The sequence below is a fragment of the Pseudomonas mosselii genome (assembly GCF_005796105.1).
GTDB classification, from domain to species: domain Bacteria; phylum Pseudomonadota; class Gammaproteobacteria; order Pseudomonadales; family Pseudomonadaceae; genus Aquipseudomonas; species Aquipseudomonas mosselii_C.
In genome coordinates this window covers 226872-253795 of sequence record NZ_VAUO01000001.1, presented here as the reverse complement: position 1 = coordinate 253795, position 26924 = coordinate 226872, and the positions used below count along the sequence as shown (strand labels likewise).

General features: G+C 65.9%; 15 protein-coding genes. All 15 read left to right on the top strand.

The genetic code is table 11. The features are described 5' to 3' along the window. Window positions 1-240 precede the first annotated feature (240 nt). The 15 genes from FEM01_RS01175 (at window position 241) to FEM01_RS01105 (ending at window position 26884) form a co-directional block, all read left to right on the top strand. On the top strand, window positions 241-1485 hold the full coding sequence (locus FEM01_RS01175) for an MFS transporter (RefSeq protein WP_138217459.1): 1245 nt from the start codon (window positions 241-243) through the stop codon (window positions 1483-1485). A gap of 7 nt (window positions 1486-1492) precedes the next feature. Continuing rightward, entirely contained in the window at window positions 1493-2746 is a 1254-nt protein-coding gene (locus tag FEM01_RS01170) for an arsenic transporter (protein ID WP_138217458.1), read from the top strand. 337 nt (window positions 2747-3083) lie between these two features. Continuing rightward, a complete protein-coding gene (locus tag FEM01_RS01165; protein WP_138217457.1) occupies window positions 3084-3758 on the top strand; it encodes a polysaccharide lyase family 7 protein in 675 nt (224 codons plus the stop codon). Between the two features lie 319 nt (window positions 3759-4077). Further along, entirely contained in the window at window positions 4078-5004 is a 927-nt protein-coding gene (gene pbpG, locus FEM01_RS01160) for a D-alanyl-D-alanine endopeptidase (RefSeq protein WP_138217456.1), read from the top strand. A 257-nt stretch (window positions 5005-5261) separates the two neighbouring features. Next, window positions 5262-6824, top strand: coding sequence for a Tad domain-containing protein (locus FEM01_RS01155; RefSeq protein WP_138217455.1), 1563 nt, complete (start codon window positions 5262-5264; stop codon window positions 6822-6824). A gap of 41 nt (window positions 6825-6865) precedes the next feature. Further along, on the top strand, window positions 6866-16627 hold the full coding sequence (locus tag FEM01_RS01150; RefSeq protein WP_138217454.1) for a beta-propeller fold lactonase family protein: 9762 nt from the start codon (window positions 6866-6868) through the stop codon (window positions 16625-16627). A gap of 23 nt (window positions 16628-16650) precedes the next feature. Continuing rightward, window positions 16651-18327, top strand: coding sequence for a TolC family protein (locus FEM01_RS01145; RefSeq protein WP_138217453.1), 1677 nt, complete (start codon window positions 16651-16653; stop codon window positions 18325-18327). After that, entirely contained in the window at window positions 18317-19072 is a 756-nt protein-coding gene (locus tag FEM01_RS01140) for an efflux RND transporter periplasmic adaptor subunit (RefSeq protein ID WP_138217452.1), read from the top strand. The genes FEM01_RS01145 and FEM01_RS01140 overlap by 11 nt, the downstream gene beginning before the upstream one ends. Continuing rightward, complete coding sequence (locus tag FEM01_RS01135) at window positions 19069-20424, top strand: efflux RND transporter periplasmic adaptor subunit (protein WP_205884539.1); 1356 nt, start codon at window positions 19069-19071, stop codon at window positions 20422-20424. Before FEM01_RS01140 ends, FEM01_RS01135 begins: the two co-directional genes overlap by 4 nt. Further along, window positions 20424-22559, top strand: a complete 2136-nt coding sequence (locus FEM01_RS01130) for an HlyD family efflux transporter periplasmic adaptor subunit (protein ID WP_138217451.1) — start codon at window positions 20424-20426, stop codon at window positions 22557-22559. The genes FEM01_RS01135 and FEM01_RS01130 overlap by 1 nt, the downstream gene beginning before the upstream one ends. A gap of 102 nt (window positions 22560-22661) precedes the next feature. Beyond that, the gene (locus tag FEM01_RS01125) at window positions 22662-23246 is read left to right on the top strand and encodes a biliverdin-producing heme oxygenase (RefSeq protein WP_138217450.1); all 585 of its coding nucleotides are present in this window, start codon (window positions 22662-22664) and stop codon (window positions 23244-23246) included. 67 nt (window positions 23247-23313) lie between these two features. After that, the gene (locus FEM01_RS01120) at window positions 23314-23985 is read left to right on the top strand and encodes a phytanoyl-CoA dioxygenase family protein (protein WP_138217449.1); all 672 of its coding nucleotides are present in this window, start codon (window positions 23314-23316) and stop codon (window positions 23983-23985) included. A 138-nt stretch (window positions 23986-24123) separates the two neighbouring features. Then, window positions 24124-25041 (top strand): AEC family transporter, encoded by a 918-nt coding sequence (locus FEM01_RS01115; RefSeq protein WP_138217448.1) that lies wholly within the window; start codon window positions 24124-24126, stop codon window positions 25039-25041. Between the two features lie 47 nt (window positions 25042-25088). After that, a complete protein-coding gene (locus tag FEM01_RS01110) occupies window positions 25089-25700 on the top strand; it encodes a cell wall hydrolase (protein WP_138217447.1) in 612 nt (203 codons plus the stop codon). A gap of 326 nt (window positions 25701-26026) precedes the next feature. Then, on the top strand, window positions 26027-26884 hold the full coding sequence (locus FEM01_RS01105) for a CAP domain-containing protein (RefSeq protein ID WP_138217446.1): 858 nt from the start codon (window positions 26027-26029) through the stop codon (window positions 26882-26884). The last annotated feature ends 40 nt before the right edge of the window (window positions 26885-26924 follow it).

The window sequence follows — 26924 nt, the reverse complement described above, 5'->3', positions numbered from 1 at the left end:
CACAATCGGCAATACGCACCAGGACACTGCCCACATCCCCCTCCACGGGCCTAGGCCAGCAATGCCCGGCTGGAACCTATCGCCCTTCAGGACAGTCCTTTTGCACAGGTGGCAGTGAGTGTCGGCATCGGCAGCTTGCCGACGCGGATCGAGCGTCGTGTATCGCCAAGGCACTGCACTGTAACCTGCGCACACGGCAGCAGCCGGCTGCGCCCCAACGGCTTTTTCGAGACAGCATCCTTGGCACACTCAAGCTCCCAGGCTTCTCAGCAACGCGCGCTGGACTGGCTGAACTTCTTCCTGGCCGACGTACGCGATGGCCTCGGCCCGTATCTGGCGATCTACCTGCTTGCCGTGCAGCAGTGGCAGCCGGCGAACATCGGCCTGGTGATGAGCTTGGCGGGCATTGGAGCGCTGCTGGCACAAACGCCGGCCGGCGCACTGATCGACCGCACACCGGCCAAGCGCGCCGTGGTGGTGATCGCGGCCTTGTTGGTCACCGGCAGTTGCCTGCTGCTGCCGTGGCTGTCGTCGTTCGGCTGGGTAGCCCTGACACAGACGCTTGGGGCCCTGGCCGGCTCTGTGTTTGCCCCGGCGATTGCCGCCATCTCGCTGGGTATCACCGGCCCGCGGGCGTTCACGCGGCGTATCGGTCGCAACGAAACGTTCAACCACGCCGGCAACGCCTGCTCGGCACTGCTGGCCGGCGGCCTCGCCTACCTGTTCGGCCCACTGGTGGTGTTCTACCTGATGGCGCTGATGACCGTGGCCAGCATCGTGGCCGTGGGTCGAGTGCCTGGCGCCGCCATCGATCATCAACTGGCGCGCGGGCTGGTGCACGGCCCAGGCGCCGATGACCAGCCCGCAGGGCTCAAGCTGTTGCTGCACAACCGCACCTTGCTGGTGTTCGGCGTGTGCTGCGCGCTGTTCCACCTGGCCAATGCGGCAATGCTGCCACTGGTCAGCCAGAAACTCGCGCAGACCGATCTGCGACTGGCCACCCCGCTCACCTCGGCCTGCATCGTTGCGGCGCAACTGGTGATGGTGCCGATGGCGCTGCTGGCGGGGAACAAGGCCGAGGTCTGGGGGCGCAAGCCGTTCCTGCTGGCCGGCTTTCTCATCCTGCCGCTGCGTGGTGTGCTGTACGTGGTCAGCGATAATCCGTTCTGGCTCGTGGGCGTGCAACTGCTCGATGGCATCGGCGCCGGGATCTTCGGCGCGTTGTTTCCGGTGGTGGTCAAGGACTTGACCGAAGGCACCGGGCGCTTCAATGTCAGCCTCGGTGCACTGACGACCGTGTTCGGCTTGGGCGCTGCACTGAGCCCCGGCATTGCCGGCTGGGTGGTTCAGGCAGCCGGCTACGACGCCGCGTTCCTGACCCTGGCGGGTATCGCCAGCGGCGCCTTCCTGCTCGTGCTGGTAGCGCTGCCCGAAACCTGCCGCAGCACCGCGCCATCATCCTCGACTACCCCAGCCGGAATATGACCCAACCATGCCTGTCAGCGAACATCCATCGATCATCTGGACGGTGGCCGCCTTGGCCACCTGCGGTGTCCTGTTGCGCCCCTGGCGTATCCCGGAGTACGTCTGGGCAATCGGCGGTGCGTTACTGCTGGTCGGTCTGGGGTTGATCACGCCAACCAGCGCGCTGGCCGCCGTGGCCGAAGGCGGCGACGTGTACTTGTTTCTGATCGGCATGATGGTGCTGGCCGAACTTGCCCGCCAGCAAGGGCTGTTCGACTGGCTCGCCCGCTACGCGGTCCAGCACGCGCGGGGCTCGGGACAACGGCTGTTCGACCTGGTTTTCCTGGTCGGCACCCTGGTTACCGTGTTCCTGTCCAACGACGCCACGGCCGTGGTCTTGACCCCAGCCGTGTACGCCGCATGCAAGGCCGCTAAAGCCGACCCCCTGCCCTATCTGTTCATTTGTGCTTTCATTGCCAACGCGGCCAGTTTTGTACTGCCGATCTCCAACCCGGCGAACCTGGTGGTGTTCGCAAGCCAGATGCCACCGCTGCTGGATTGGCTGAGGCAGTTCAGCCTGCCGTCGCTGGCGGCGATCGTGCTTACCTACCTGGCGCTGCGCATCGCCCAACGTCGGCAGATCCGCCAACCGCTGGCCTTGAGCGTGGACCCCCAGCCCCTGACTTCAGGCGCGCGCCTGTGCGCAGTGGGCATCGGCGCTACCGCCACCTTGTTGCTGGGCGCCTCGGCACTGGACCGCGCACTGGGCCTGCCGACGTTCTGCGCGGGCGTGGCGACGACGGCGCTGATCCACCTGCAGCAGCGGCGCAGCCCAATGCCGGTGCTGCGCCATGTGGCCTGGGGCGTGCTGCCGCTGGTGGCAGGTTTGTTCGTGCTGGTCGAAGCACTCGCCCAAACCGGCCTGGTGGTGCGCCTTGCGCAGGCGCTGTCGAACCTGGCCCACACCTCACCCATCGAGGCCAGCTGGGTGGCAGGCAGCGCTGCCGCCCTGGCCAGTAACCTGATGAACAACTTGCCCACGGGGTTGATTGCAGGGTCGATGGGCTCACTGGCAGAGCTACCACGACAGACCACTGCGGCGCTGCTGATCGGCGTCGACCTGGGGCCGAACCTATCGATCACCGGGTCCCTGGCCACACTGCTCTGGCTGGTGGCGATCCGCCGTGAAGGGGTGAATGTCAGTGCCTGGCATTTTTTGCGCGTAGGGGTGGTGGTGATGCCACCTGCACTGGTCGCAGCGCTGCTCATGGTGTGTATCTAGGCACCGCTGGAAGTATCTCGAGGCGGTCTGCACCCAGCCTGAAAATCGGGCCGTTCAGCGATAAATACCCGAAGGTCTGGGGCAGGAGATCTAGAATCTCAGCTCAGGCGACTACCGCACAGTCAGCTCGCTATGCTAAAAAGTGCCCAGGGACGGGATCACCGATCCCACCGGAAATACTGATTTCACTGCTTGGCCTTGGTGACAGGACCAGACGGGAAATCACCTGGATGCGGGTGCTCACCCCGCAACCGCAAGCTGCACGGTTAGACGGCCACCGAGCCGCAGTCCGTTCTGGACTGCCGTCCTCGTCCTCCACCGAAAAGGAGAAGTGCCCGTGACCGTAAACATCAACGCCCTGACGATCACCACCCCCGTACCCGCCTCGCCAACGAACCCCATTGCGCTCGAACTCAATGGTGCTGCGGCAATTGCCCAGTACCCGAGCTTCGTGAGCGTTTTGTCCGATGGTTCGGTAAAGCTCTCAGCCCCCACCCTGGGTGCCTCGAGCAAAAGCACGCATCGCACCCGTTGTGAATGGTCTGAATCGACCAACTGGACGCTAGCCAGTGCAGCGAACCACTGGAACCGCCAGCAGATGACCCTCACCCAGGTCAATTCGGCGCAAAAGGTGGTGATAGCGCAGGTGCATGTACGGGGGGATGACAGCCCACCGGTGAAGGTTTTCTGGAACAAGGGGAACATCACCATGGGCTTTCGCACCACGTACAACCAAACCACGCCAGTGAACACAACCGTACTCAAAGGCGTGCCTCTAGGGGCGAAGTTCACCGTCAGCATCCACGTCACCGCCAAAGGACTGGTCACCGTTGCAGCAGTGTGCAATGGCGCATCGGGTTCATCCGGCGCCCTGCTGCTCGACGACACCTGGGACTCTCGTCTGTTCGAGTTTCACGGCGGGGTCTACAACCAAATCGACTACACCGACTCGACCCCTGCCGAGGATGGCTCGGTGTGCATTATCAGCAACCTCTCACTGACGCATAGCTGACCCACGACAGCCGCCGAGGCCGGGTGCCTCATACCCAAACCGCATCGGTCGTGACGCTCGCCCTGCCTCCTGAGGTCAGGCAAGTTTCCCGGCAGTCAGCGTCACGCCCGATGCGAACGGGTTGAATTCGGCCAATGATTGGGCCGAATTGGCGAAGTAGGAAATGTCGGTAATGGGTACAGGATTAAATTTCGTTCACCTTGCGCCCTTTAGTCATAAGGCATTCGACAGGGTTTGGGCCATACTCCACAATGCAGCGGTTTTTTGGGGGAAAACCCTTGCACAGCCAACGACATACCAACATTTAGTGAGCCTCAACGTGAAAACATCCCTGTCCATCCTCAGCCTGCTGCTGTTGCTCACAGGTACTGCGACCCTACCGTCGACCGCTGCTGCACAACCCCCGGCCAAAGTCCAGCCAGACCCCAGCAAGCTTCACCTGGCCTCAGGCAGCGCCCTGCTGATTGACCTGAACACCAACAAGGAGCTGTACGCTAGCCACGCCGATCGCGTGCGTCCCATCGCCTCGGTCACCAAACTGATGACCGCGATGGTCGTGCTCGACGCCAAGCTGCCCATGGATGAAATGCTTACCATGACCATCGCCAACAACCCGGAGATGAAAGGCGTGTACTCGCGGGTTCGTCTGGGCAGTGAGCTGAACCGCCGCGAAACCTTGCTGATCACCCTGATGTCCTCGGAGAACCGCGCAGCCAATAGCCTGGCCAACCACTATCCTGGGGGGTACGGGGCTTTCATCAAGGCCATGAACGCCAAAGCACGCAGCCTGGGCATGAACCACACGCGCTACCTCGAACCCACCGGCCTGTCGACGCAGAACGTGTCCACCGCCCAGGACCTGGCCAAACTGCTGATGGCTGCACGCAAGTACCCGATGCTCAGCGAGCTGTCCACCACGCGCGAAAAGACCGTGGCGTTCCGCAAACCCAACTACACCCTGGGCTTTCGTAACACCGACCATTTGGTGAACAAGAACAACTGGGACATCAAGCTGACCAAGACCGGCTTCACCAACGAAGCGGGCCACTGCCTGGTGCTGCTCACCAAGATGGACAACCGCCCGGTAGCCATGGTCATCCTCGATGCCTACGGCAAGTACACCCATTTCGCCGATGCCAGCCGCTTGCGTCAATGGCTGGAGACCGGTAGCGCGAAGCCGGCACCGTCGGTGGCGATGCAGTACAAGAGCGAGCGCCAGGGCCGCTCGAACCTGGCCAAGGACTAAGATCCAAACCTGCTGCCTACCCGCGTGAGGTAGGCAGCACAGCTATAGCTCCCACGCCCCGCCTCAGCCCCGCTCATCGAGCGACGGGCCTATCACCCGCGCCAACCAGGCGTAGGCACTCACTGCGCACAGATACGCCACGCAGCCCCTCCCTTAAGCATTCTTAATGAAGCGCCCATTGAGCGATATTGGGAATTATTCTTATCTTTGCATCCCGCGCGATCCCCTCGCCCGCCACCCCGGATGCCCCAACGCCCATGCCCTCCCGCAAACCCACCATGACCGGCGCCCGCCACCGCCAACGCGGCAGCATCGCCTCGTTCATGGTTCTAGCCATCGGCGGTGCACTGCTCGCCACCGCCTATGCCCTGGATACCCACCGCATGACCAGCAGCGCTGCGCAGGTCAAGCGCGCGACCGACGCCGCGGCCATGGCGGTGGGCAACGAGCGGCTGATGAAAAACGAGAAATCGCCCACCGTGCTACACCAGTTGGCGTATGGCTACGTGGTCAACAACCTGGGGATGGACAGCAGCCTGGCTAGGCAGATCGGCCCGCAGAACGTCGAACTCGAAGAGCAGACCGACAACGACCAGCGGGTGCGTTACAAGGTCGAGGTCAACTTCGAGGCCAACCCCGAGCTGTTGGGCGGGCAAGTGAAGCAGATGCGCGTGCACTCCACCGTCGAAGTGGTAGCGCGCGCGACCGAAGTGGCGATCGTGATCCCCAACAGCGGCACCGAGAACAATACCGAACTGGCCGCCTTGCGCCAGTTGTTCAAGCGCTTCGCCGCGCGCCTGCTGGATGACGACGAGAACAGCGAAAAACGCATCTGGCTGTCGCTGGTACCCTACAGCCAGGTGGTCAACGTGTACGACCGCGAAGACACCGGGCGCCTGCGCCGCTGGGCGACCGGCGCGGCCATCCGCCCGGTAGAACTGACCTCGCTGTGGCGCACCGGCATCCGCGACCTGGGCGACGGGCGCATGCCCGACCCGCGCACCCAGCGCGTGTGCATGAACCGTGGTCTGTATCCGGGCCAGGTTTACTTCTGGGATCAACCACCGGTCGGCCAGTTCACCCGCGTCTACTACCGCCACGACCTGCCCGAAAACCACCCACTGGAGCCAAGCATCAGTTGGACCGGTCCCAACCCCGACTTCGGCCAGGCCACCGGCGTCAACGACACCCGCTTCATCATCGGTAACGTTGGCTGCCCACGCGCCGCCCTGCTACCGCTGACCAACCAGTTGAGCAAGGTCGAGGAGCGCCTCGACGAAATGCGTACCGGCTTCAACGTCAACTACGCCATCGCCATGGGCTGGGCCGGCCATGCCCTGTCGCCGGAAATGCGCGGCAGCGCCGGTTGGGGCGACAGCGAATTGCCGCTGGACTTCCCCGACAGCGACAACGCTCAGAACGCCAAGATCATCGTGATGCTGGCCAACACGATCGGCGACTGGTTCGACACCGATGCCTTCAACGCCGGCCAGGTCGGCGAAGCGGTGCAGAGCGGCAACAACGACCCAGGTGGCACCGTGACCGCGTCCAAGCGCTTCCAGGACCTGTGCGAGAGCTTCCGTGGCCGCCATCTGAAGTTCCATTTCATCGGTGTGCGCCCGGGCGATCCGCAGGACTTCGGCCGCCAGCTGTTTGATCGGGTCGCCGGGGTGCCGTTGCAGACCTGCGCTCAGGGCGGCGGCAGCATGACCTTCGCCGACGCGCCGACCTTCAACCAAGGGCAGGAGCAGATCCAGCACCTGCTGGACGACATCGCCGACAAGATCAAGCACGAGTTTTACGCACGCCTGGTCGAGTGACCCCAGGCCGCGCCCGCATTCATCGACAGGACTTCGAGACCATGACCATCAACCCGAACGCTCGCAATCGCAGCCCGCGCGCCCGCCTGGCGCTGGCCCTGGAACCGCGCATCCTGCTGGATGCAGCGGCAGTGGCTACCGCAGAAGCAGTGGCTGCCAAAGTCGACGCTACGGCCTCCACACCGGGGGTCGCGGCCGACACCGTTGACAGCAAGGTGACCATCAAGGATGCCACCGACAGCTTCGCGCCGGTGAACCTGTTCGACAACGTCAGGGTATCCCTGGACAGCAGCAATCAGCCGCTGACCCAACTCACCCTGCAGGTCAACAGCAGCGCAGACAACCAGGCCTTGGTGATCGACGGTGCGCAAATCGTCCTGCAGGACGCCCTGGCCGGCGTGACCAGCCATGGCTACACCTGGCAGGTCAGCGTCGTCGAAGGCGTCAGCAACATCACCCTGCAACTGAACGCCGCCGATGCACCGGTGACTGCCGCCGACGTGCAGACTGTCATCGACAACATGCGCTATCAGGTGCTGGACAAGTCGGTCGAAAGCTCCACTGTCACCATCACCCTCAAGAGCCTGACCGATGAAGGCGGCCAGAATGCCGACCTGAGCCAGATCAAAGCCAGCGTCACCCTCGACAACCAGGTCAACGTAGCGCCGCTGTTGAGCGACAGCGGCGGCCTCAACAGCCGCGAAACCTACAGCGCCGGCGACCTGGGCATCGGTGCCGGCAGCGAAGTGTTGTGGTCGGCCGACGGGCGTTTCGCCTACGTCGCCGGAGGCAGCAGTGTGCAGGTCTTCGCGGTCGATGCCAGCGGTGCCCTGACCCAGTTGCAAACCTACAGCAACAGCAGCCTGGGCAGCATCACCGACATGCTCATTAGCGCCGATGGCACGTCGATCTACACCCAGAACGGCGGCACCGACGTGACACTGCTGAGCATCGGCAGCGACGGCAAGATCAGCGCCAGCAGCGCCTACTCAACGCAGAACGGCAGCATCAGCGGCAGCCTGGCGATTTCCGACGACGGCCAGTACGTGTATGCCGGCACCGAAAGCAACGACGTGGTGGTCTTCAGCCGCAACACCGATACCGGCGCGCTGAGCGTCTTCACCCGAGCCCTGACCATCGGCAACAACCGCGGCGGTGTGATCGTCAGCTACGGCGACACACTGTTCGTGCTGTACAAGGGCAATACCGGCAGCGGCCCTACGCTGGCCGTGTATCAGCGCGACAGCGAAGGCAAACTGCCGCAGCAACTGACCAACATCAGCCTCGACGGTCTGACCCAGAACAGCACCCGTGACAGCCTGGTCATCGCCCCCGACGGCAAGACCCTGTACATCGGCGACCCCACTACCGGCACGATCACCCTCGTGCGCTTCGACGGCAGCACCCTGACGCCCGCTGGCAGCGTGAGCATGACCGGTGTCAGCAGCCTGGCCATCAGCGACGACGGCCGTCAGCTGTACGCCGCATCGAGCAACGGCGCGCTCAACGTCTACCAGGTCGATGCCAACGGCAACCTCACCCTGACCAGCAACCAAGCCAGCAACACCACCGGCCAGGACATTGCGCTCTCCAGCAACGGCTCGCTGCTGGTGACGGGCGACAACACCACCCGCTACACCCGCGTGCAGGCCCTGAACCTGGGCCAGGCCAACACCTTCGGTGAAAACCTGAGCTTCAGGGACGCCAACTTCGAAGTCCTCGACAACTACAAGGGCACCCGCATCACTGTCGACCCGAGCGTCAGCGGTGGCAGCTTCGGCCTGGCCGACGGCAACGGCCTGACCCTGGACGGCAGCACCGTCAAGCACAACGATGTCGTCATCGGCACCTTCAGCGTGGGCAACGACGGCACCCTGACCGTCACCTTCACTGCCGACACGCCCAAGGCCGTGGCTAACCAGGTACTGCAGCAGCTCACCTACAGAGCCGCCAGCAACACCGTGGCCGGCAGCCTGATGACCCTGCAAGTGGCGGTCAGCGACGGCCTGCTGGCCAGCGGCGTCCTAAGCTTGACCCTGCGCGCCAACAGCGTGCCGGTGGGCAACGTCGGCAGCTACACGCCACCAGCAGCTACCAGCGAAACCGCCTACAGCACCGTACTGCCCAGCGGGCTGTTCAGCGATGCCGACGGCGATGCCTTGGTGTGGAGCGTCAGCGGCCTGCCCGAGGGCCTGAGCTTCGACCACCTGACCCGCACCATCAGCGGCACCACCAGCGCCACCGGCGCGTTCGACGTCACCGTCACGGTCACCGACGCCAGCGGACAACGTGCTGCGATCGAACTTACCCTCAAGGTGGCGCAAATCGCCAACCGCGCCCCGGAACTCAACCCGACGGCCAGCGACACCGTGCTGATCACCGTGGGCGGCAACAGCGTCACCCTCGACCAGGACCTGTTCAGCGACCAGGACAAGACCTACGGCGACACGCTGACCTGGGCGGTCGAAGACCTGCCAGCCGGCCTGAGCTTCGACGCCGACACCCGTATCATCAGCGGCACCACAGGCGTGGTCGGCGATCACACCATCACCGTGACCGTCACCGACAGCGCAGGCGCCTCCACGCGCACCGAGCTGACCCTGCGAATCATCTCCGAGGCCGAAGCCGCCAACAGTAAACCGGCCATCGAGGTGGACAGCAGCACCCTGGTGTACACCCACGAGGGCGGTCTGAGCGGTTTCAGCGACTATGTGTACAGCGTTGAAGTCTCCGACGACGGGCGCACAGTGTTCGTGTTGGGCAACAGCAATGCCGGCCACGCCATCACACCGGGCGGCAACAGCACCCTGTACGTCTACAGCCGTAACGCCGATAGCGGAGCGCTGAGCTTGATCCAGCGTATCGTCCAAGGCACCAGCGACGATGGCAACGCGGCCAATGGCGTGGAGGTGGACGGCCTGCTGGGCGCCGCTTCCGCGGTGTACTCGGCCGACGGCCAGCACCTGTACGTCGTCGGCCAGAAAGCCGCTGGCGGCAACTACGTGGTCAGCGTGTTCGACGTCAATGCCGACGGCAGCCTGACCGCCACTGGCCAGAGCCTCGATGCCGGCAGCACGCAGATCAAGCAAATGGTCATGGCCCAGGACGGCAGTGCCTTGTATGCCGTGGCCGGCAATACCCTGCTGGTGTTTCGCAGCGATGCCGACGGCGTGCTGTCGGCAGCCACGGTGATCACCGACAGCACCTTCAATACCGCCTTTGCCGTGGCCACCGACACACGCGGCAATGTCTACGTGGTTGGATCAAGTATCCTGGTGGTCTACGAGGCAGATGGCGCTGGCAACCTCACGCGCACCGCACAGATCACCGGCAATGGCCTGACCTCGTTCGCCCGCAGCGTGGCGGTGTCTGACAGCGGCTTCGTCTACGTGACCAACGGCACCAGTGGCTCGATCCTGACCTTCCAGTACGAGGCCGCCAGCAATACCTTGACCGGCCTGCAACAGCTCGCCACGGGCGGACAGGTCTGGGGCCTGGGCCTTTCCGCCGATGGCAAGACCTTGTTCGCCGGCACCAACACTGGCGCCCTGCGTATCTACAGCATCGGCGAGGACGGCAAGCCGGTGTTCGTCAAGCAGGTGACTGGCACCGCAGGCCGTGCCTACCGCATCGCCGTCTCGGCCGATGGCAGCTCGATCTACGGCGGCGGCTTCTTCACCGCAGGTGGGCTGGCCATGATCAGCGTCTCCGACGCGGCCCAACTCGACTACACCGAAGGCCAGGCCGACACCATTCACCCCGGCGCCAACCTGGGCATCTCAGATGTCGAACTCGACGCCCTGGCCAGTGGCGCGGGCAACTACAACGGGACGGTCATCACCCTGGAGCGCGAAGGCGGCGCCAGCCGCGACGATGTGTTCGACTTCACCGCTGGCAACGGCCTGACGCGCGTCGGCGAGCAGATCCAGCTCAACGGCGCGACCATCGCCACCCTCACCAGCGCCGATGGCAAAATAACCGTCAGTTTCACCGCCGACACCACCACGGCCGTGGCCAACCAGGTCCTGCGGCAGATTGCCTACACCAACACCAGCAACGACCCACAGGCCAGTGTCAGCCTGAAACTGACCTTCCAGGACGACTACAAAAGTGGCACCACCACCCGCGAACTGCGGGTGCAGATCGCCACTGTGAACGATGCGCCAGTGGTCAGCGGCACTGCTGTGGACAGCCTGCAAGAGCCCGGCAAGGACAGCGTCAAGTTGTTCGACGCCAGCGCCATCGATGCGGTCGAAGCCAGCCAGACCATCACCCGCCTGACCTTCACCGTCAGCGGCGTGCAAGATGCTGCCAGCGAAACCCTGAACCTCGACGGCACGCCAATCGCCTTGGTCGCCGGTAGCGGCGTCACCGCAGGCGGCCTGAGCTACAGCGTGACCTTGAGCGACGGCACCGCCACCGTGGTGCTGGGCTCCAGCGCCGGCATCAGCGCCAGCGCGGCCGCCGCAGTGGTCGATGGTGCGCGCTACGCCAACAACGACGCCAGCGGCGCCACCCTGGGCGTGCGCAGCATCACCCTGAGCGCGGTCAAGGACAGCGGTGGCACGGCCAACGGCGGCAGCGATACTACCAGCACCACCCTCACCGCCCAGGTCAACGTCAGCCGCCAAAGTCCGGTACTGGGCGCGGACATCGGTGCGCTGGAGCTGGCCGAGCGGGTGCAGTCAGGCGACTGGCCCGACCCCTATGCCGGTATCAATGGCGTAGTCAGCATCGGCGATCAGGTCTACGTGCTGCGCAGCACCAGCGAGTGGGTGTACGACGAAAGCACCGGCACGGGCGGCAATGTCAACTTCAGCACGCTGTATGTATTCACCCGTGCCAGCGATGGCTCGCTGAGCTTGAGCAGCACCGTGGAGGCAACCGCCAGCAACGGCCTGGGCGAAGGCAGCAGCGGGCTCGGCCTGTCCAACGACGGCAAGACCGTGTACCTGAGCACCGACAGCCATGGCATCGCGGTGTTCAGCCGCGACAGCAGCAGCGGCGCCCTGACCGCGCTGGGCACGTTCGCCGCCGACGCAGGGCTTGCCAACGACGTGCAGGTGCTGGGCAATACCGCCTACCTGAGCAGCGACCGCGGCCTGCTGGTGTTCACCCGCAGCGGCGACAGCTGGACCCAGACCGCCCGCTTCAACGCAGCCGGTGCCGACGCCTGGTACACCGACCTGCAACTGTCGGCTGACGGCAAGTACCTGTATGCCGCCACCTCCGGCGGCAGCACCCTGGTCAGCGTCTACCGCGTGGGCGACGACGGTGCCCTGAGCCTGGTGCAGCACCTGGCCGGCAGTGCCGGCGAGCACTATGCCAACAGCTTGGCACTGGCGGGCGACGGCAAGACCCTGTACTTGGCCGACGGCACCACGCTGTACAGCCTGCAAGTGAGTGCCGACGGCAGCCTGGCCCCGCTCGGCAGCACGCTCACCCTCGACAGCGTGCCGAAAACCCTGCTGGTCAGCAGCGACGGCAGCGCCCTGATCGTCGTGGGCGAAAGCCAGCTGAGCCTGTACCACCTGGGCAGCGATGGCAGCCTCGGCGCCGGCCAGGCCCTGAGCATCGCCAACGTAAACCTGAACGAGATCCGCAGCGCCAACTTCAGCGCCGACGCAACCCAGCTCTACCTCACCGGCAACTTCGGCAACGAAGGCCTGCTGGTGCTCGACCTGACGGCCAAGGCCACCACCTACATCGAGGACGGCGACGCCGTGGCCGTGCTGCCCGGCGGCACCCTGCACGACCCGCAACTGGACGCCTTGAATGGCGGCCTGGGCGACTACTACGGCGCCAGCATCGTGATCGCGCGGGACGGCGGTGACAACGCCGAAGACGTGTTCAGCCTGCTCGCAGGCAGCGGCCTGACCTTGCAGAACGGCCAGGTGCTGCTCGATGGCCAGGCCATCGCCACCTTCGTGCAAAGCACCGGCACCCTCACCTTGACCTTCATCGCCAGTGTCAGCCAGGCCAACGCCCAGCAGGTATTGCGCAGCATCGCCTACCGCAATACCAGCCAGGACCCGGCCAGCAGCGCCAGCCTGCGTGTGCAGCTCAACGACGGTGAGGGCTACCGCGACAGCCGCCTGGTGGAACTGACCCTGGAGGGTGTCAACGATGCCCCGGTGGTCGATACCACCGGCCTGAGGCCCACCTACAATGCCGAAAGCGAGCCGGTAAAACTGTTCGAGAACACCACGATCGATGTGGTTGAGGCGGACCAGCAGGTGTGGCAAGTGGTGCTGACCCTCACCCCAGCCGCCAGCGGCGACATCATCGGCGTCGACGGTGGCAAGATTGACTTGGACAACACCCTGACCGGCGTACAGACCAGCGCCAGCGGGCAGCTGTACACGATCATCCGCAGCGGCGGACAGACCCAACTGGTGCTGTACGTCAACGGCGATGCGCTGCGCGCCCAGGACATGGTCAACAGCCTCACCTACAGCAACAGCGGCGACAACTTGAGCGGCACTCGCAGCATCAGCCTGAGCGTGCGCGACAGCGGCGGTGGCGGCGACCTCGGCAGCGCCACCCGCCAGGCGCAGGTCACGCTGGCCCCGGCGCTGAGCCCGAACACCGCCCCAACCCTGGAGGCCAGTGGCAGTGCCGTTGGCTACACCGAGCAGGGCGAGGCGGTCTACCTGGCGCCAGACGCCAGCGTCGGCGACAGCCAGATGGACGCCTTCAATGCAGGCCTTGGCAACTACGACGGCGCGGTGATCCGCGTGACCCTGGGCGATGGCCACACCAGCAGCGACCAACTGGGCTTCAAGGATGGCAACGGCCTGAGCCTGGACAATGGCAACCTGATCAAGGACGGCAAGGTGATCGGCACCTTGAGCGTCAGCGACGGCGTGCTCACCCTGCGCTTCAGTGACGCCACCGGGCAGATACCGACCACCGCCGATGTGCAAAACGCCCTGCGCCAGATCACCTACGCCAACAGCAGCGACGTGCCCGTGGCCAGCGTGGCGGTAACCGTCACCCTCACCGACCAGCGTGGCCTTGCCGCCGATAGCCTGGTGCTGCGCGTGAACATCACCGCCGTCAACGACGCCCCGGTGCTGGCCGACGACCCGGTGCTGTCGCTGGGCGACCTGGAGCGGGTCCAGGATCTGGACCTGAGCGACTATGGCCTGGGCACACCCACCGCCAGCGTAGTGTCTGCCGACGGCCTGCGCGTGTACATCGTCGATGGCCAGGGCAACATCGCCCTGTTCAGCCGCGACGACAGCGGCGCCCTGACCCACGTCAGCACCCTGGACAGCGGTTTCGGCCTGGGCCACCTGCAACTATCGAGCGACGGCAAAAGCCTCTACGCACTGAACCGCGACGGCAACGCCATCCTGTGCTTCAGTGCCGATGGCCAGGGCCGCCTGACCTTGCAAACCACCGTGGTCAGCCAGTACGAGATCGACGCCAGCGCCCTCTACGACATGCGTGGCCTGGCCCTGTCGGACGACGGCAAGACCTTGTTCGTGATCAACGCCTACACCGTGCTGTATTTCAGCCGCGACAGTGCCAGCGGCGAAATCACCTACGGCGGAGGCCTGGAAGCCAGCATGTGGAGCGCGCCCCACTTGTGGTCGCCCAGCGCGGTGGTCACCCAGGGCGACCTGGTGTTCGTGGTCACCGACTCGAGCAACGGCTCGAGCCTGATCGTCTACCGCCAGGGCAGCGAGGGCGATCTGACGCTGCTGGGTTACAGTCGCGAAGGCGATGGCGCCCTGAGTGGTCTGCAACAGGTGAGCGTGAGCGCCGACGGCAAGACCGTCTACGTGGCGAGCGACAGCCAGGTGACCGGCTACCGCCTCGACAGCGACAGCGGCACCCTCACCTACCTTGGCAGCGTGCAAGGTGGCAGCAGCATCACCGACATCGCGGTATCTGCAGACGGCTCGGTGCTGTTCGTCACCCAGCAGGACGGCACACTCAATCGCTACACCACCGTAGGCAACACCCTGAGCGGCAGCGAGCAGGTCGGCGGTGCGAGCCACGTGCTGATCACCGACAACGGCGTGCTGGTGCTCGGCAACGCTGCCACGGTCATCGCCAGCCAGCAGCAGGACGGCCCGCAACTGGAGGCAGACGACCGCACCCCGGTACTGCTCGACCCGAGCCTGACCCTCAGTGACGCCGAGCTGGACGCGGCCGACGACTACCAAGGCGCGAGCCTGAGTATCAGCAGCCAGGCCAGCGACAGCATCGGCCTGCTGGCCGGCAACGGCTACAGCCTTGATGGCAACAACGTGCTGCTGGACGGCAATCAGGTGGCGACCCTGGTGCGCGACGGCAACGTCACCACCCTAACCTTCACCACCGCCCTGACTCGCGCCCAGGCCAACGCACTGGTCCGTCAGCTGACCTGGACCAGCAGCGCCGACGCCCCAGCCCAGCCCAGCAGCCACGCGCTGACCCTGATGCTGAACGACGGCAGCACCAGCGACGCCCTGGCCAGCAACAGCTTCAACATCGACGTGACCCTGCTGCCGCCGAACCAGCCACCGGTGCTCAACGAGGCCTACGCCGACTATGCCCTGACCGGCGCCCAAGCCGGCACCCGCTACAGCGTGCAGCTACCGGCCGACCTGTTCACCGACCCAGAAGGCGCGCCACTGACCTACAGCATCAGCGGCCTGCCCACCGGCATGACGTTCAACCCGGTCACGCGCACCTTGTCCGGCACCGCGCCACGCGAGGTCGGCAGCCTCAACCTGACCCTCAAGGTGACCGACGCCAGCGGCGCGTCCACCACCTTGGTTCTGGAGCTGGCGGTGGCCAACGCGGTCCCGGTGGCCGATGACAGCTACCACCTGCCCGAAGTGAGCATCGGCCAAGCCTACCAAGTGCAGCTGCCCGACAGCCTGTTCAGCGACGCCAACGACGACAACCTCACCTGGCAAGTAGTCGGCGAGCTGCCCGAAGGCCTCCAGTTCGACCCGGCCAGCCACACCCTCAGCGGCACGGCACCCACCACGCCAGGCAGCTACAGCATCACCCTGCGCGCCGACGACGGCCAGGGCGGCAGCACCGAGGTCACCCTGACCTTGGTCGTGGCGAACCCGGCCAGCAGCGACCCGGTGACCCCGGTGGTCAATGCCGCCGCTAACCCGGCGTTGCCCGTCGCCGTCAGCCAGGCCGCGTCCGAGCGTGAAGAACGCACGTTCAACGCAGTCGAGCCCGGCAACGACCCGCTGTTCCAACCCGCCCCCGAGAGCGTGCGTCACAGCACCCTGGACGACGGCGGCCTGGCCAGCAACCGCACCACCCTCGCCAGGCAACTGGCCAATGCCGACCGCATCATCACCGACAGCGGCTTCCAGGGCGACGGCGCCAGCGCCGTGCACTTCGACGGCAAGACCCTGCGCGCCGAGGTCGACCTCGGCACGCAGGACGGCCGCTGGGTCAGTCTGCACCTGGCGCAAGACATTCCCGAAGGCGCCGATGTACAGCGGGTGACCCTGGCCAACGGCCTGCCACTGCCGAGCTGGGCCAGTTTCGACGCGCGCAGCAGCGAGATCCGCATCGACAGCCGCTACCTGCAACGTCACGGCGAGGTACGCCTGAGCCTGGTATTGCGTGACGAGAACGGCCGCGAACAACGCCTGCCGCTGCATATCCGCAGCCAGGGCCAAGACCCGCAGGGCACCCGCCACGCCACCGACGAGCGCCCGGCGAACCTGAGCCAGCAGCTTGGCCAGCAAACCAGCGGCGCCCTGTACCGCGAGGCCCTGGAACTGCTCGAACAGCTGGGCGAATGGGCCAACGACGACTTCCAACACATTGCCTGAAAGCATCAAGGACGCTTGAACACATGACCCGCACGACTTTGAACCGCGTCTCGCTGAGCCTGGCCATCGCCTGCGCCACCCTGGGCCTGTCAGCCTGCGCCGTGAAACCCGAGCCGCTGACCCCGGAGCAGCAACTGGCCGAGTCCAACGCCGACCGCCAGAGCCTGTTCGCTGCACAAGAGCCATTGACCCGACCGGTTACCCTCGAAGAGGCCATGGCCCGCGCCGTGAAGTACAACGTGCAACAGCGCGTCGGCTTGATGCAGCGCCAACTCGAGGACAACACCCTGAGCACGGCCAACCTCGGCCTGCTGCCGCAGTTGGCGGCCAGCGCCGGTTGGCGCGGGCGCGACAACGTGGCGGGCTCCTCCAGCGAGTCGGTGACCACTGGCCGGCAATCGCTGGAACCCTCCACCAGTACCGACCGCGCCAGCCGCGACGCCAACCTGCGCCTTTCGTGGAACGTGCTGGATTTCGGCGTCAGCTACTTCAGCGCCAAAGCCCAGGCCAACAAGGTCCTGGCCGCTGAGGAAACGCGCCGCAAGGTAGTCGCCGACATCGTCCAGCAGGTGCGTGAAGCTTACTGGCAGGCAGCCGGCGCCGAGCGCCTGCAACCCCAGGTGCAACAAGCCCTGAGCGATGCCCGCGCAGCGTTGGAGCAAGCCCGCGAAGGCGAGCGCCAACGCTTGCAGGCGCCAATCGAATCGCTGCGCTACCAGAAAAGCCTGCTGGAGATGGTCCGCCAGCTGGAAGTGGTGGACGCTGAGCTATCGGTGGCCAAGGCGCGCCTGGCCAGCCTGATGAACCTGCCGCCGAACACCGCCTACAGCCTGGCTGCACCGGCCGAGAGCAGCTATACCCGGCCAGCGCTGGCCTACGATCTGGCCGACTTGGAAGTCACCTCGATGATCCAGCGCCCGGAGATCCGCAGCGAAAGCTACCAGGCGCGTAACGCCGTGCTCGAATCGCGCGCCGCGCTGCTCAAGCTGCTGCCAGGGGCCAACCTGTTCGTCGGCAGCAACTACGACAGCAACAGCTACCTGGTCAATGATCACTGGGCCGACGCCGGCCTGCAGGTGAGCTGGAACCTGCTCAACGTCCTGGCCTACCCCAGCGTCAAGCAGACCGGCGAGAGCCGCCAGCAACTGGCCGCGCTGCGCCGCCAAGCCATGCGCATGGCCGTGCTGACCCAAGTCAACGTGGCCTGGCGCGAGTTCCAGCGCGCCAGTCAGGTGTATGAGCGTTCGAGCGAACTGCAACAGGTCCAACGTGGCATCTACCAACAGAGCGAGCGGGCCTACGCCAGCCAGGCGCAAAGCCGCCTGGAGCGTGTGCGCACCGCCACCGAAACCGTGTTGGCGACCCGCACTCGGGATCGCGCCTATGCCGAGCTGCAAGTGGCGCATGGCGCGGTGTACCAGGCCGCCGGCCTGGATCCTTTGCCTGAGCGTATTGCCGGCGCCGGCATCGCCCAACTGAGCCAGGCCATCGCCGCCAACAGCGTGCGCCTGAACCAGGGCCAGATCCCGGCCGGTATCGCCGCCGCCCAGCAGGTCGCGCTCACCCCACCGCTGCCGGTGCTGGCCAAGGCCACGCCAGCCCCAGTAGCACGCCAGGTCGTGCATCTGGATATGTGGGAAAGCCTGGGTTCGTTGCGCGGGGCCGAGCTGGTGCCGGTGGAGCACGACCATGGCCGCTAGGCAACGCAAGTGGGCGGCCATCCTGGCGATCCTGGTGGCGGTAGCCGCCGAACGCGCCCAGGCCGACCGTGCAGACGGCGAGCTGCGGGTGCAGCTCAGCCCGATCCGCCAGACCGTGTTGTCCAGCGAGATCAGCGGCAAGCTGGTGGAACTGGAGGTCAAGGAAGGCGATACCTTCAAGCAGGGCCAGCGCCTGGCGGCCTTCGACTGCTCGGTGCAAAAGGCCCAGCTCAGCCGTAGTCAGGCCGCGTTGGCCGGGGCGCAGAAAAAGCTCGACGTGGCGCGCAAGCTCGATGCGCTGGAGTCGATCAGCCAGAGCGAAGTCACCCAGGCCCGCGCCGACCTGGCCATCGCCCAGGCCGAAAGCGGCGTGGGCCGGGCCATGCTCGGGCGCTGCACGCTGAATGCGCCATTCGCCGGACGTGTCTCGCAGCGCATGGTGCAGCGCTGGCAGCACGTGGCCGAGGGCACCGAGCTGCTGGCCATCTACGACGACAGTGTCTATCAGCTGGAGCTGATCGTGCCGTCGGCCTGGCTCGGCTGGCTCCAGGCCGGGCAGACATTCGAGGTACAGCTCGATGAAACCGGCCAGCGTTACCAGGCCCAGGTCGAGCGCCTGGGCGCCGCCATCGACCCGGTCAGCCAGTCGCTCAAGGTGTTCGCGCGCATGACCGGCGACACCTCGGCACTGCTGCCGGGCATGAGTGGCGTGGCCTTGCTCGCGCCGCCAGGAGCCGGATCGTGAACGCTGCCGTACGGCCCGCCCGGGACACACGCGCCGAGCGCATGGCGCTGCTGCTGCAACTGGAGCGCCGCGCCCGCGCTGAAGCCGACCTGAGCGGACTGGGATTCCTGATGGTCAACGACAGCCGCCAACTGTTCGACTACCACGAAGCCCTGCTGTGGCAAGTCGGCGGGCCGGGGGTCACGCACTGCTCGGGCTTGTCCCAGGTCGAGGCCAACGCGCCTTTCGTGCAGTGGCTGGGGCGCCTGTGCGAGTACTGGCAGGGCCAGGCGCAGGCCACTGAACTGCGCGTGCTGAGCTGCACAGATGCTCCCCCAGAAAGCCGTGAGGCGTGGCCGGATTACCTGGCCACGCAATTGATCTGGTTGCCGCTGCGTCGACGCGACGGAGAATGGCTGGGGGCCTTGCTGCTGAGCCGCGAGGGGGCTCCCGGCAATGCAGAGCGTGCGCTATTGCAACTGTTGCAAGACGCCTATTCCCACGCATGGGCCAGCCTCACGCAGCACAGCCAGCCCGCGCTGTTGCAGCGCTTGCGTCGACGCCCCAAGCGCGCCGTGATGATCGGCGCCGCCGTGGCGCTGGCGCTGGCATTGCTGCCGGTGCACCAGAGCGTACTGGCCCCCGCCGAGATCGTCGCCCGCGAGCCTGCGGTGCTGCGAGCCCCCTTGCAGGCGGTGGTCGAGCGCATCCTGGTCCAACCCAACCAAACCGTGCGCCAGGGCGAGGCGCTGGTGCAGCTGGACCGTCGCGAGCTGGACAGCCGCCTGGAAAACGCCCGCCAGGGCCTGGCCGCCGCCGAAGCGCAACTGCGCCAGGCCCGCCAGCAGGCGCTGTTCGACGAACGCGCCAAGGCGCAGCTCGCCGAGCTGCAAACCCGCCGCGACCAGGCCCGCGCCGATGTCGCCTACCTCGAAGGCAACCTGCAACGCACGCGTATCCTCGCCCCCCGCGATGGGGTGGCGATCTTCGACGACCCCAGCGACTGGATCGGCCGCCCGGTATCGCTGGGCGAGCGCATCATGCAGGTGGCCGACCCACGCGATACGCGCCTGGAGGTGCTGTTGCCGGTGGCCGATGCCATCGCCCTGGCGCCCGGCGCACAAGTACGCCTGTTCCTCAACAGCCAACCCGGCAGCCCACTGCAGGCGACCCTGCAACGCCACGGCTACCGCGCCTCGCCCAGCAGTGACGGAACCATGGCCTACCGCCTGCAAGCGGCGTTCAGCGAAGACGACCCGCGCCTGCGGGTGGGTCTCAAAGGCACCGCCAAGCTGTATGGCGAGCGCACGCTGCTGTTCAACTACCTGCTGCGTCGCCCGCTGGCCGCCGCACGCGTGTACCTGGGGTGGTGATGAACGCACCTGCCCTGCCCCCGGGCCAAGCCCGCCTGCCAGCCCTGCGCCGCAGCCTGCGCCTGCATCCGGGCCCCCGCTCGCGCGATGGCTCGCCCAGTTGGACCTTGGAAGACCCGGCCCGTGGCCGCTTCTACCGCATCGGCTGGCCCGAGGCAGAAATGCTCGCCCACTGGCCCGCAGGCAGCGCCCAGGGGGTCGCCGAAGCGATCAGCCAACGCACCACCCTGGCCATGCAAACCCAGGAAGTTGAGCAGTTCGCGCAGTTCCTGCGCAGCCAGCAATTGGTCGATGTGGCGGGCGAAAGTGCTCTGGGCGAGCTGCGTCAGCGTAGCGAGGCCGGCCAGACTGGCTGGGCCGGCTGGCTGTTGCAACACTACCTGTCGATCCGCATCCCGCTGCTGCGCCCGGACGCGTTTCTCGAGCGCACCCTGCCAACGGTGCAGCGCGTGTTCGGGCGCGGCTTCGTGATCGCGAGCGTACTGGCCGCGCTGCTGGGGCTGTACCTGACCACACGCCAGTGGGATAGCTTCACCCACACGTTCCTGCACTTCTTCAGCCTGGAAGGTGCGCTGCTGGCGGCTTGTACCTTGAGCCTGAGCAAGGTGCTGCATGAGTTTGGCCACGCCTACGCCTGCAAGCGCTTCGGCTGCCGGGTGCCGACCATGGGCGTGGCCTTGCTGGTGTTGTGGCCGGTGCTATACACCGACGCCAGCGGTGCCTGGCGCCTGACCCGACGCCATCAGCGCCTGGCCATCGGCGCTGCCGGCATGGGCGTGGAGCTGTGTCTGGCGGCCTGGGCCACGCTGGCCTGGAGTTTCTTGCCCGACGGCCCGCTGCGCAGTGCGGCGTTCATGCTGGCCAGTACCACGTGGATCCTCACGCTTGCGGTCAACCTCAATCCGTTGATGCGCTTTGACGGCTACTTCCTGTTCGCCGACCTGCTGGATGTGCCCAACCTGCAAGAGCGCGCCTTCGCCCTGGCGCGCTGGCGCCTGCGCGAGACCTTGTTCGGCCTGGGGGACCCACGCCCGGAATACTTCAGTGCATGGCTGCACCGGGTAATGCTGGGCTATGCCTTCGCCACGTGGGTGTACCGCTTTTTCCTGTTCCTGGGAATTGCCCTGCTGGTCTATCACTTTGCCTTCAAGTTGCTCGGCGTGCTGCTGTTCGTCGTCGAGATCGTGCACTTCATCCTGCGACCGATCTGGCAGGAGCTTGGGCACTGGCACCAACGTCGCAAGGACTACCGCATGAACCGCAACACCCTGACATTCGCAGGCGTCTTGGCCTTGGCGCTGACCCTGTCGATCCTGCCGTGGAGCAGCCGCATCGACGCCCCGGCGCTGCTACGCGCCGAGCAGCAGGCGATCCTGGTGAGCCCGGCTGATGCCCAGTTGCAATCGATCGAAGTCGAGCCCGGCCAGTCGGTACACGCCGGGCAGACTCTGCTACGCCTGGTATCGCCTGGGCTGGAACACGATCTGACGCGCCTGGAGCAGGAAATCGCCCTGCTGCGCCAGCAAGGCAGCCTGCAAGTGCGCGCCAGCGAAGGCGCCGCACGCCAGGCGGTGGCCCAGGATGAGCTACGGGTGGCCTTGCAGCGGCGTCAGGCGCTACAGGATCAACTGGCGCAATTGCAGGTGCGCGCCCCGTTTGCCGGGCGCATGGCAGATCTGGCCGAGCCATTGGCGGCGGGGGAATGGCTGCCAGCCGGCGAATGGCTGGGCACGTTGGTAGATGAGCGCCAGCTACGGGTCGAGGCGTTCGTCACCGAAGCCGACCGCGAGCGCATCCTGGCCGGTGCCGAGGCCTGGTTCGTGCCCGAGGACGCCAGTCGGGCGCGCCTGCGACTGAACGTGGACGATGTCAGCCAGACCGCCACCGGCAAGCTCACCTCGGCCCCGGAACTGGCCTCGGTGTACCAAGGGGCGCTGGCCGCCAAGCTCGATGCCCAGCAGGTGCCTGAACCGGAGCAGGCGCTGTACCGGGTGCTGCTCAGCCCAGCGGCCGCTGACGCGACAGACCTGACGACCTTGCGCGGTACGGCTATCATCACAGGCACTGCGCGCAGCCCGTTGCTGCAAGCGCTGCGCCGGGCGCTGGTGGTGGTGATTCGCGAGTCGGCGTTCTAGACCCTGGCGCGGGCCTTAAGCATTCTTAATGGTCAGCCGGTTGTCCGAAGCCGCGTCGCTGACCATCATGCAGGCAACCCGAATCCTGACTGGAACGACATCATGAATGCCCTGCTCCAAGCCATCCCGGAACTGCCTCTGAGCAAACGCCTGAAGGCCGGCTCCAGCAGCGACCACGATAGCGTCGACACCCTGGTGATGGCGGCCCGCCCCTTCGAGAACCTGGAGCGCTACGGCTGCTTCCTGCGCCTGCAACACACCTTCCACGGCGCCATCGACGCACTCTACGAGCAGCCTCGACTCAACGCGCTGCTACCGGGCCTGCGCGAGCTGCCGCGCTATCAGGCGGTGTGCGCCGACCTGTGCGACCTGGGCCTGGACGTGCCGGCCAAGCCGCAGTCGGTGGAACCTGCGGACGCCTGGCACGCGATCGGCTGGCTGTATTGCAGCGAAGGCTCCAACCTGGGCGCAGCGTTCCTGTTCAAGCAAAGCCAACTGATCGGCCTGGGGGCAAGCCATGGCGCGCGCCACCTGGCCGCCCACCCCGAGGGGCGTGGCCTGCACTGGCGCGCATTCGTCGCCCTGCTTGACGGGCTGGACCTGCTGCCCGCGCAGCAAGAGGCCGCCATCGAAGGGGCGCGGGATGCGTTCGACTTCTATCGGCAGGCACTCAAGGCGCATTTCTGAGCCACAACTCGCCATCCTGGTCCAGCGCCGCTACCATCGCCCGATGCCCCTAGCGCCCGGGAACGACATGATGGATCGCCAACAACTGCATCGAAGCGGATACGCCCTGCTGCGCGGGGCCATACCCAGCCACTGGCTGCCAGGGCTACGCGCCACGTTCGACTCAGGCTACCTGCCCAGCGATCAATGGCCGGTACCTCGCGGCCACGACTGGCGCCACGCACAGCTCGACCACGACCCCACGGTGCAGGCCTTGTGTCGCCTGCCAGCGCTACTGGAAGTGGCAGGTGAACTGATTGGCGAGCGTTTCTTCCTGGCCCAGGTCGAGGGCCGCGAACCGATGCCCGGTGGCGGCCATCAACGGCTGCACCGTGACCTGTCGAGCCAACGCCCGGGCGACAGCGTGAGCGCCCTGGCGTTTCTCGACGACTATGGCCCGGACAACGGTGCCACCCGTCTGGTCCCGGCCAGCCACCGCCCAGGCGTGGGCGAGGCGCCCTTCAACTTCGACGACGAGTCGCACACGCAGCAACTGAGTGGGCAGGCCGGCGATATCCTGGTGTTCGACGTCGACCTGGTGCATGCCGGCAGCCTGAACGTGCAGGGCGGTCGTCGACGCACGCTATTGATCGGCTATTTCGCCGAACCGCTGTATGCGGCGCATCTGCGCACAGCGAAGCTGCGCAATGTGCGGATGGATTGCAGCGAGTGTTTCGAGCCAAACCGAACCACGGCGTAAGCGCTACACCAGCGGCCCACACCAGGCCTTGCGTCCATACAGTTGAGTTTTTCTCAATGGTCACTGCAGAAAACACCGTTTTTTCTGCTGACTGCCCTCCGCTAACCTGTGCCGGTACCCGACCACGGACCGACGAACATGCTCCACCTGCTGATGACCACCCTGGCCCCCATCATCCTGCTCATCGCCCTGGGCACCTGGCTGCGGGTGCGCGGCTTTCTCGCCGACACATTCTGGCCAGGGGCAGAACGCCTGAGTTACTACGTGCTGCTGCCATCGCTGTTTCTCCACGGTTTGGCCACCGCCAACCTCGACGGCGTACCGGTGCTGGGCATGGTCGGCGTGCTGATGCTTTCCACGCTACTCGGCGCCCTGCTTTTGCTGCTCTACCAGGGCGCGGCCAGCCACGATGGGGCTGACTTCACCTCGGTGTTCCAAGGCGGCGTGCGCTTCAACAACTACATCGGTGCGACCCTAGCCAGTGGGATCTACGGCAGCGCAGGTATCGCCCTGGCGGCCGTGGCCAACGCCTCGATCGTGCCGCTGGTGAACCTGCTCTGCGTACTGGTGTTCGCCCGCTTCAGCGCGCGTCATAGCTCGCCGCTCAGCGTACTCAAGGCGATCTTCGCCAACCCGCTGATCATCGGCTGCGCCAGTGGCCTGCTGCTGCGGGTCACTGGCATCGGCCTGCCGGCGGGGCTCGAACCAACGGTCAAGGCATTGGGCCAGGCGGCCCTGCCGCTAGGGCTGCTGTGCGTGGGCGCGGCGCTGGGCGGCGCACGGCTGGGCCAACAGGCCAAACCACTGCTCGCTGCCTCGCTGTTCAAGTTCCTGGTCATGCCGCTGACCACCTGGGGCCTGTGCCGCCTACTCGGTCTAGGCGGCCCGGCAGCGGTGGTGGCGGTGCTGTTCCAGGCCCTGCCGACCGCCTCCTCATCCTACGTAATGGCCCGCCAGATGGGCGGCAACGCGCCGCTGATGGCGACCATCATCGCCCTGCAAACCGTGGCCGCCGCCATCACCCTGCCGCTGATGCTGAGCCTGACCCTGAGTTGACGGCGCGCAGCTAGACTCACCGTCACCTTCTCAGCGGACACTCGACCATGCGCGCTCACCTGATGCTGTTCGGCTTCTCCCTGGCCCTGTGCACAGCCCCACTCAGCGCCGCCGACAGCCAGAAGGCGGCGGTCGCCGAAGACAAGGCGCAGGTGCTCGAACAAAAAGTGGTCGAGGACGCACCCCCGCCCAAACCCAAGGAAAAGATCACCCCCGCCGAGGTCCAGGCGGTAGACCCGGTGGGCCAGGCGCCCATGGACGACAGCATCACCTGCCTGGCGCGCACCCTCTACTGGGAGGCCAAAGGCGCCGACGCCGAGGACATGAGCGCAGTGGCCAACGTGGTACTCAACCGCGTGGGCCATGACGGCTTCCCCGACAGCATTTGCGCGGTGGTCAAGCAGGGGGTGGAAAGCAAGAGCTGCCAGTTCTCCTGGTGGTGCGACGGGCGCCCTGACCAGGTCGAGGAGCCCGAGCGCTACGCAGTGGCCAAGGAAATCGCGCGCAAGGCGCTCAACCAGCAGCTCAAGGACGCCACCGATGGCGCCTTGTATTTCCATGATCGCAGCGTGCATCCCGCGTGGGCCAAGGCTTACCGGCGCACTGCGCAGACCACGCACTTCCTGTTCTACAAGCCCAACCAGGCGCTGGCGCGCTAGCAGGGGCGCTCGCGGTGAGCGGGTTTGTCACCGCCTGCGCAGCCGGCACCGCGGAACAGCCATGCGTGTGCAGTGTCGATTAATACAAGGAGCCGCGAACCACGCACGAGCACGGCGAGGTGACTGCGACATGCCTTGGATCAATCCTGCTTAACGTGCACAGGTTGTCGCACTTTTCGGCCAGACTACGGTCTATTCCCTCTTTTGCCATGAACCGCCGATAGCCCCGGCGTTCATGCACAGCGCACGGGACCGGGCCAAACGCCTTGGGCTTGTGTAGGATGAGCAGCGCAAAACCCGACGCTGCCAGTTACAGGGAGATCCACATGCGCGTCCCATCCGTTGCCTGCCTTTTCGGCCTGTCGCTGGGCCTGTTGGCCTCGGCCAGTGCCTCGGCCTTCACCGGCGAAGAAGCGCAACTGATCGATACGATCAACAGCTACCGCAGCCAGACCCAGCGCTGCGGCGGCGAGGCATCGCTGGAACTGGGGCCGCTGAACAGCGACACCCGCCTGGCGCTGTCGCCCGAAGGCACCCGTGACCTGCAACAGGCCATGAGCCGTGCCGCCTACCCGATGGTCAACGTGCAGGCCATCAGCCTGTCTGGCCCGCGCGATGCCAGCGCGGCCATGAAGGCCATCGAAGAAAGCTTCTGCCAGGTGATACTCGATCCGCAGTTCGTCGACATCGGCGTCAGCCAGGAGGGTCGCGACTGGCGCATCGTGTTGGCCCGGCCGCTGCTCAGCGGCCGCCTGGGCGATTGGCAGGCCGAGGGCCAAAAGCTGCTGCAAGAGGTCAACGCGGCGCGTAACGTACCGCGCCAGTGTGGCGGCCAGCCCTTCCCCGCCGCACCGGCGCTGAGCTGGAACACCACCCTGGCGGCAGTGGCTGCCAACCATACGCGCAACATGGCCAACCAGAATTTCTTCGATCACCTGGACAAGGACGGTCGCACCCCAGGCGACCGCGCCGAACTTGCCGGCTATCTGTACCGGCAGATCGGCGAGAACATCGCCGCCGGCCGTGACAGTGCGCGCAAGGTGGTCGACGGCTGGCTGGCCAGCCCTGGGCACTGCGCCACGCTGATGAACCCCGATTACCGCGAAATGGGCGCGGCCTATGCCGTGGACCCGAAGAGCGATGCCGGGATCTACTGGACGGGGTTGTTCGCAACGCCGCAGTGAAACTGCTCGCCCCCTCGCGCAATACACCCGCGAAGGGGCG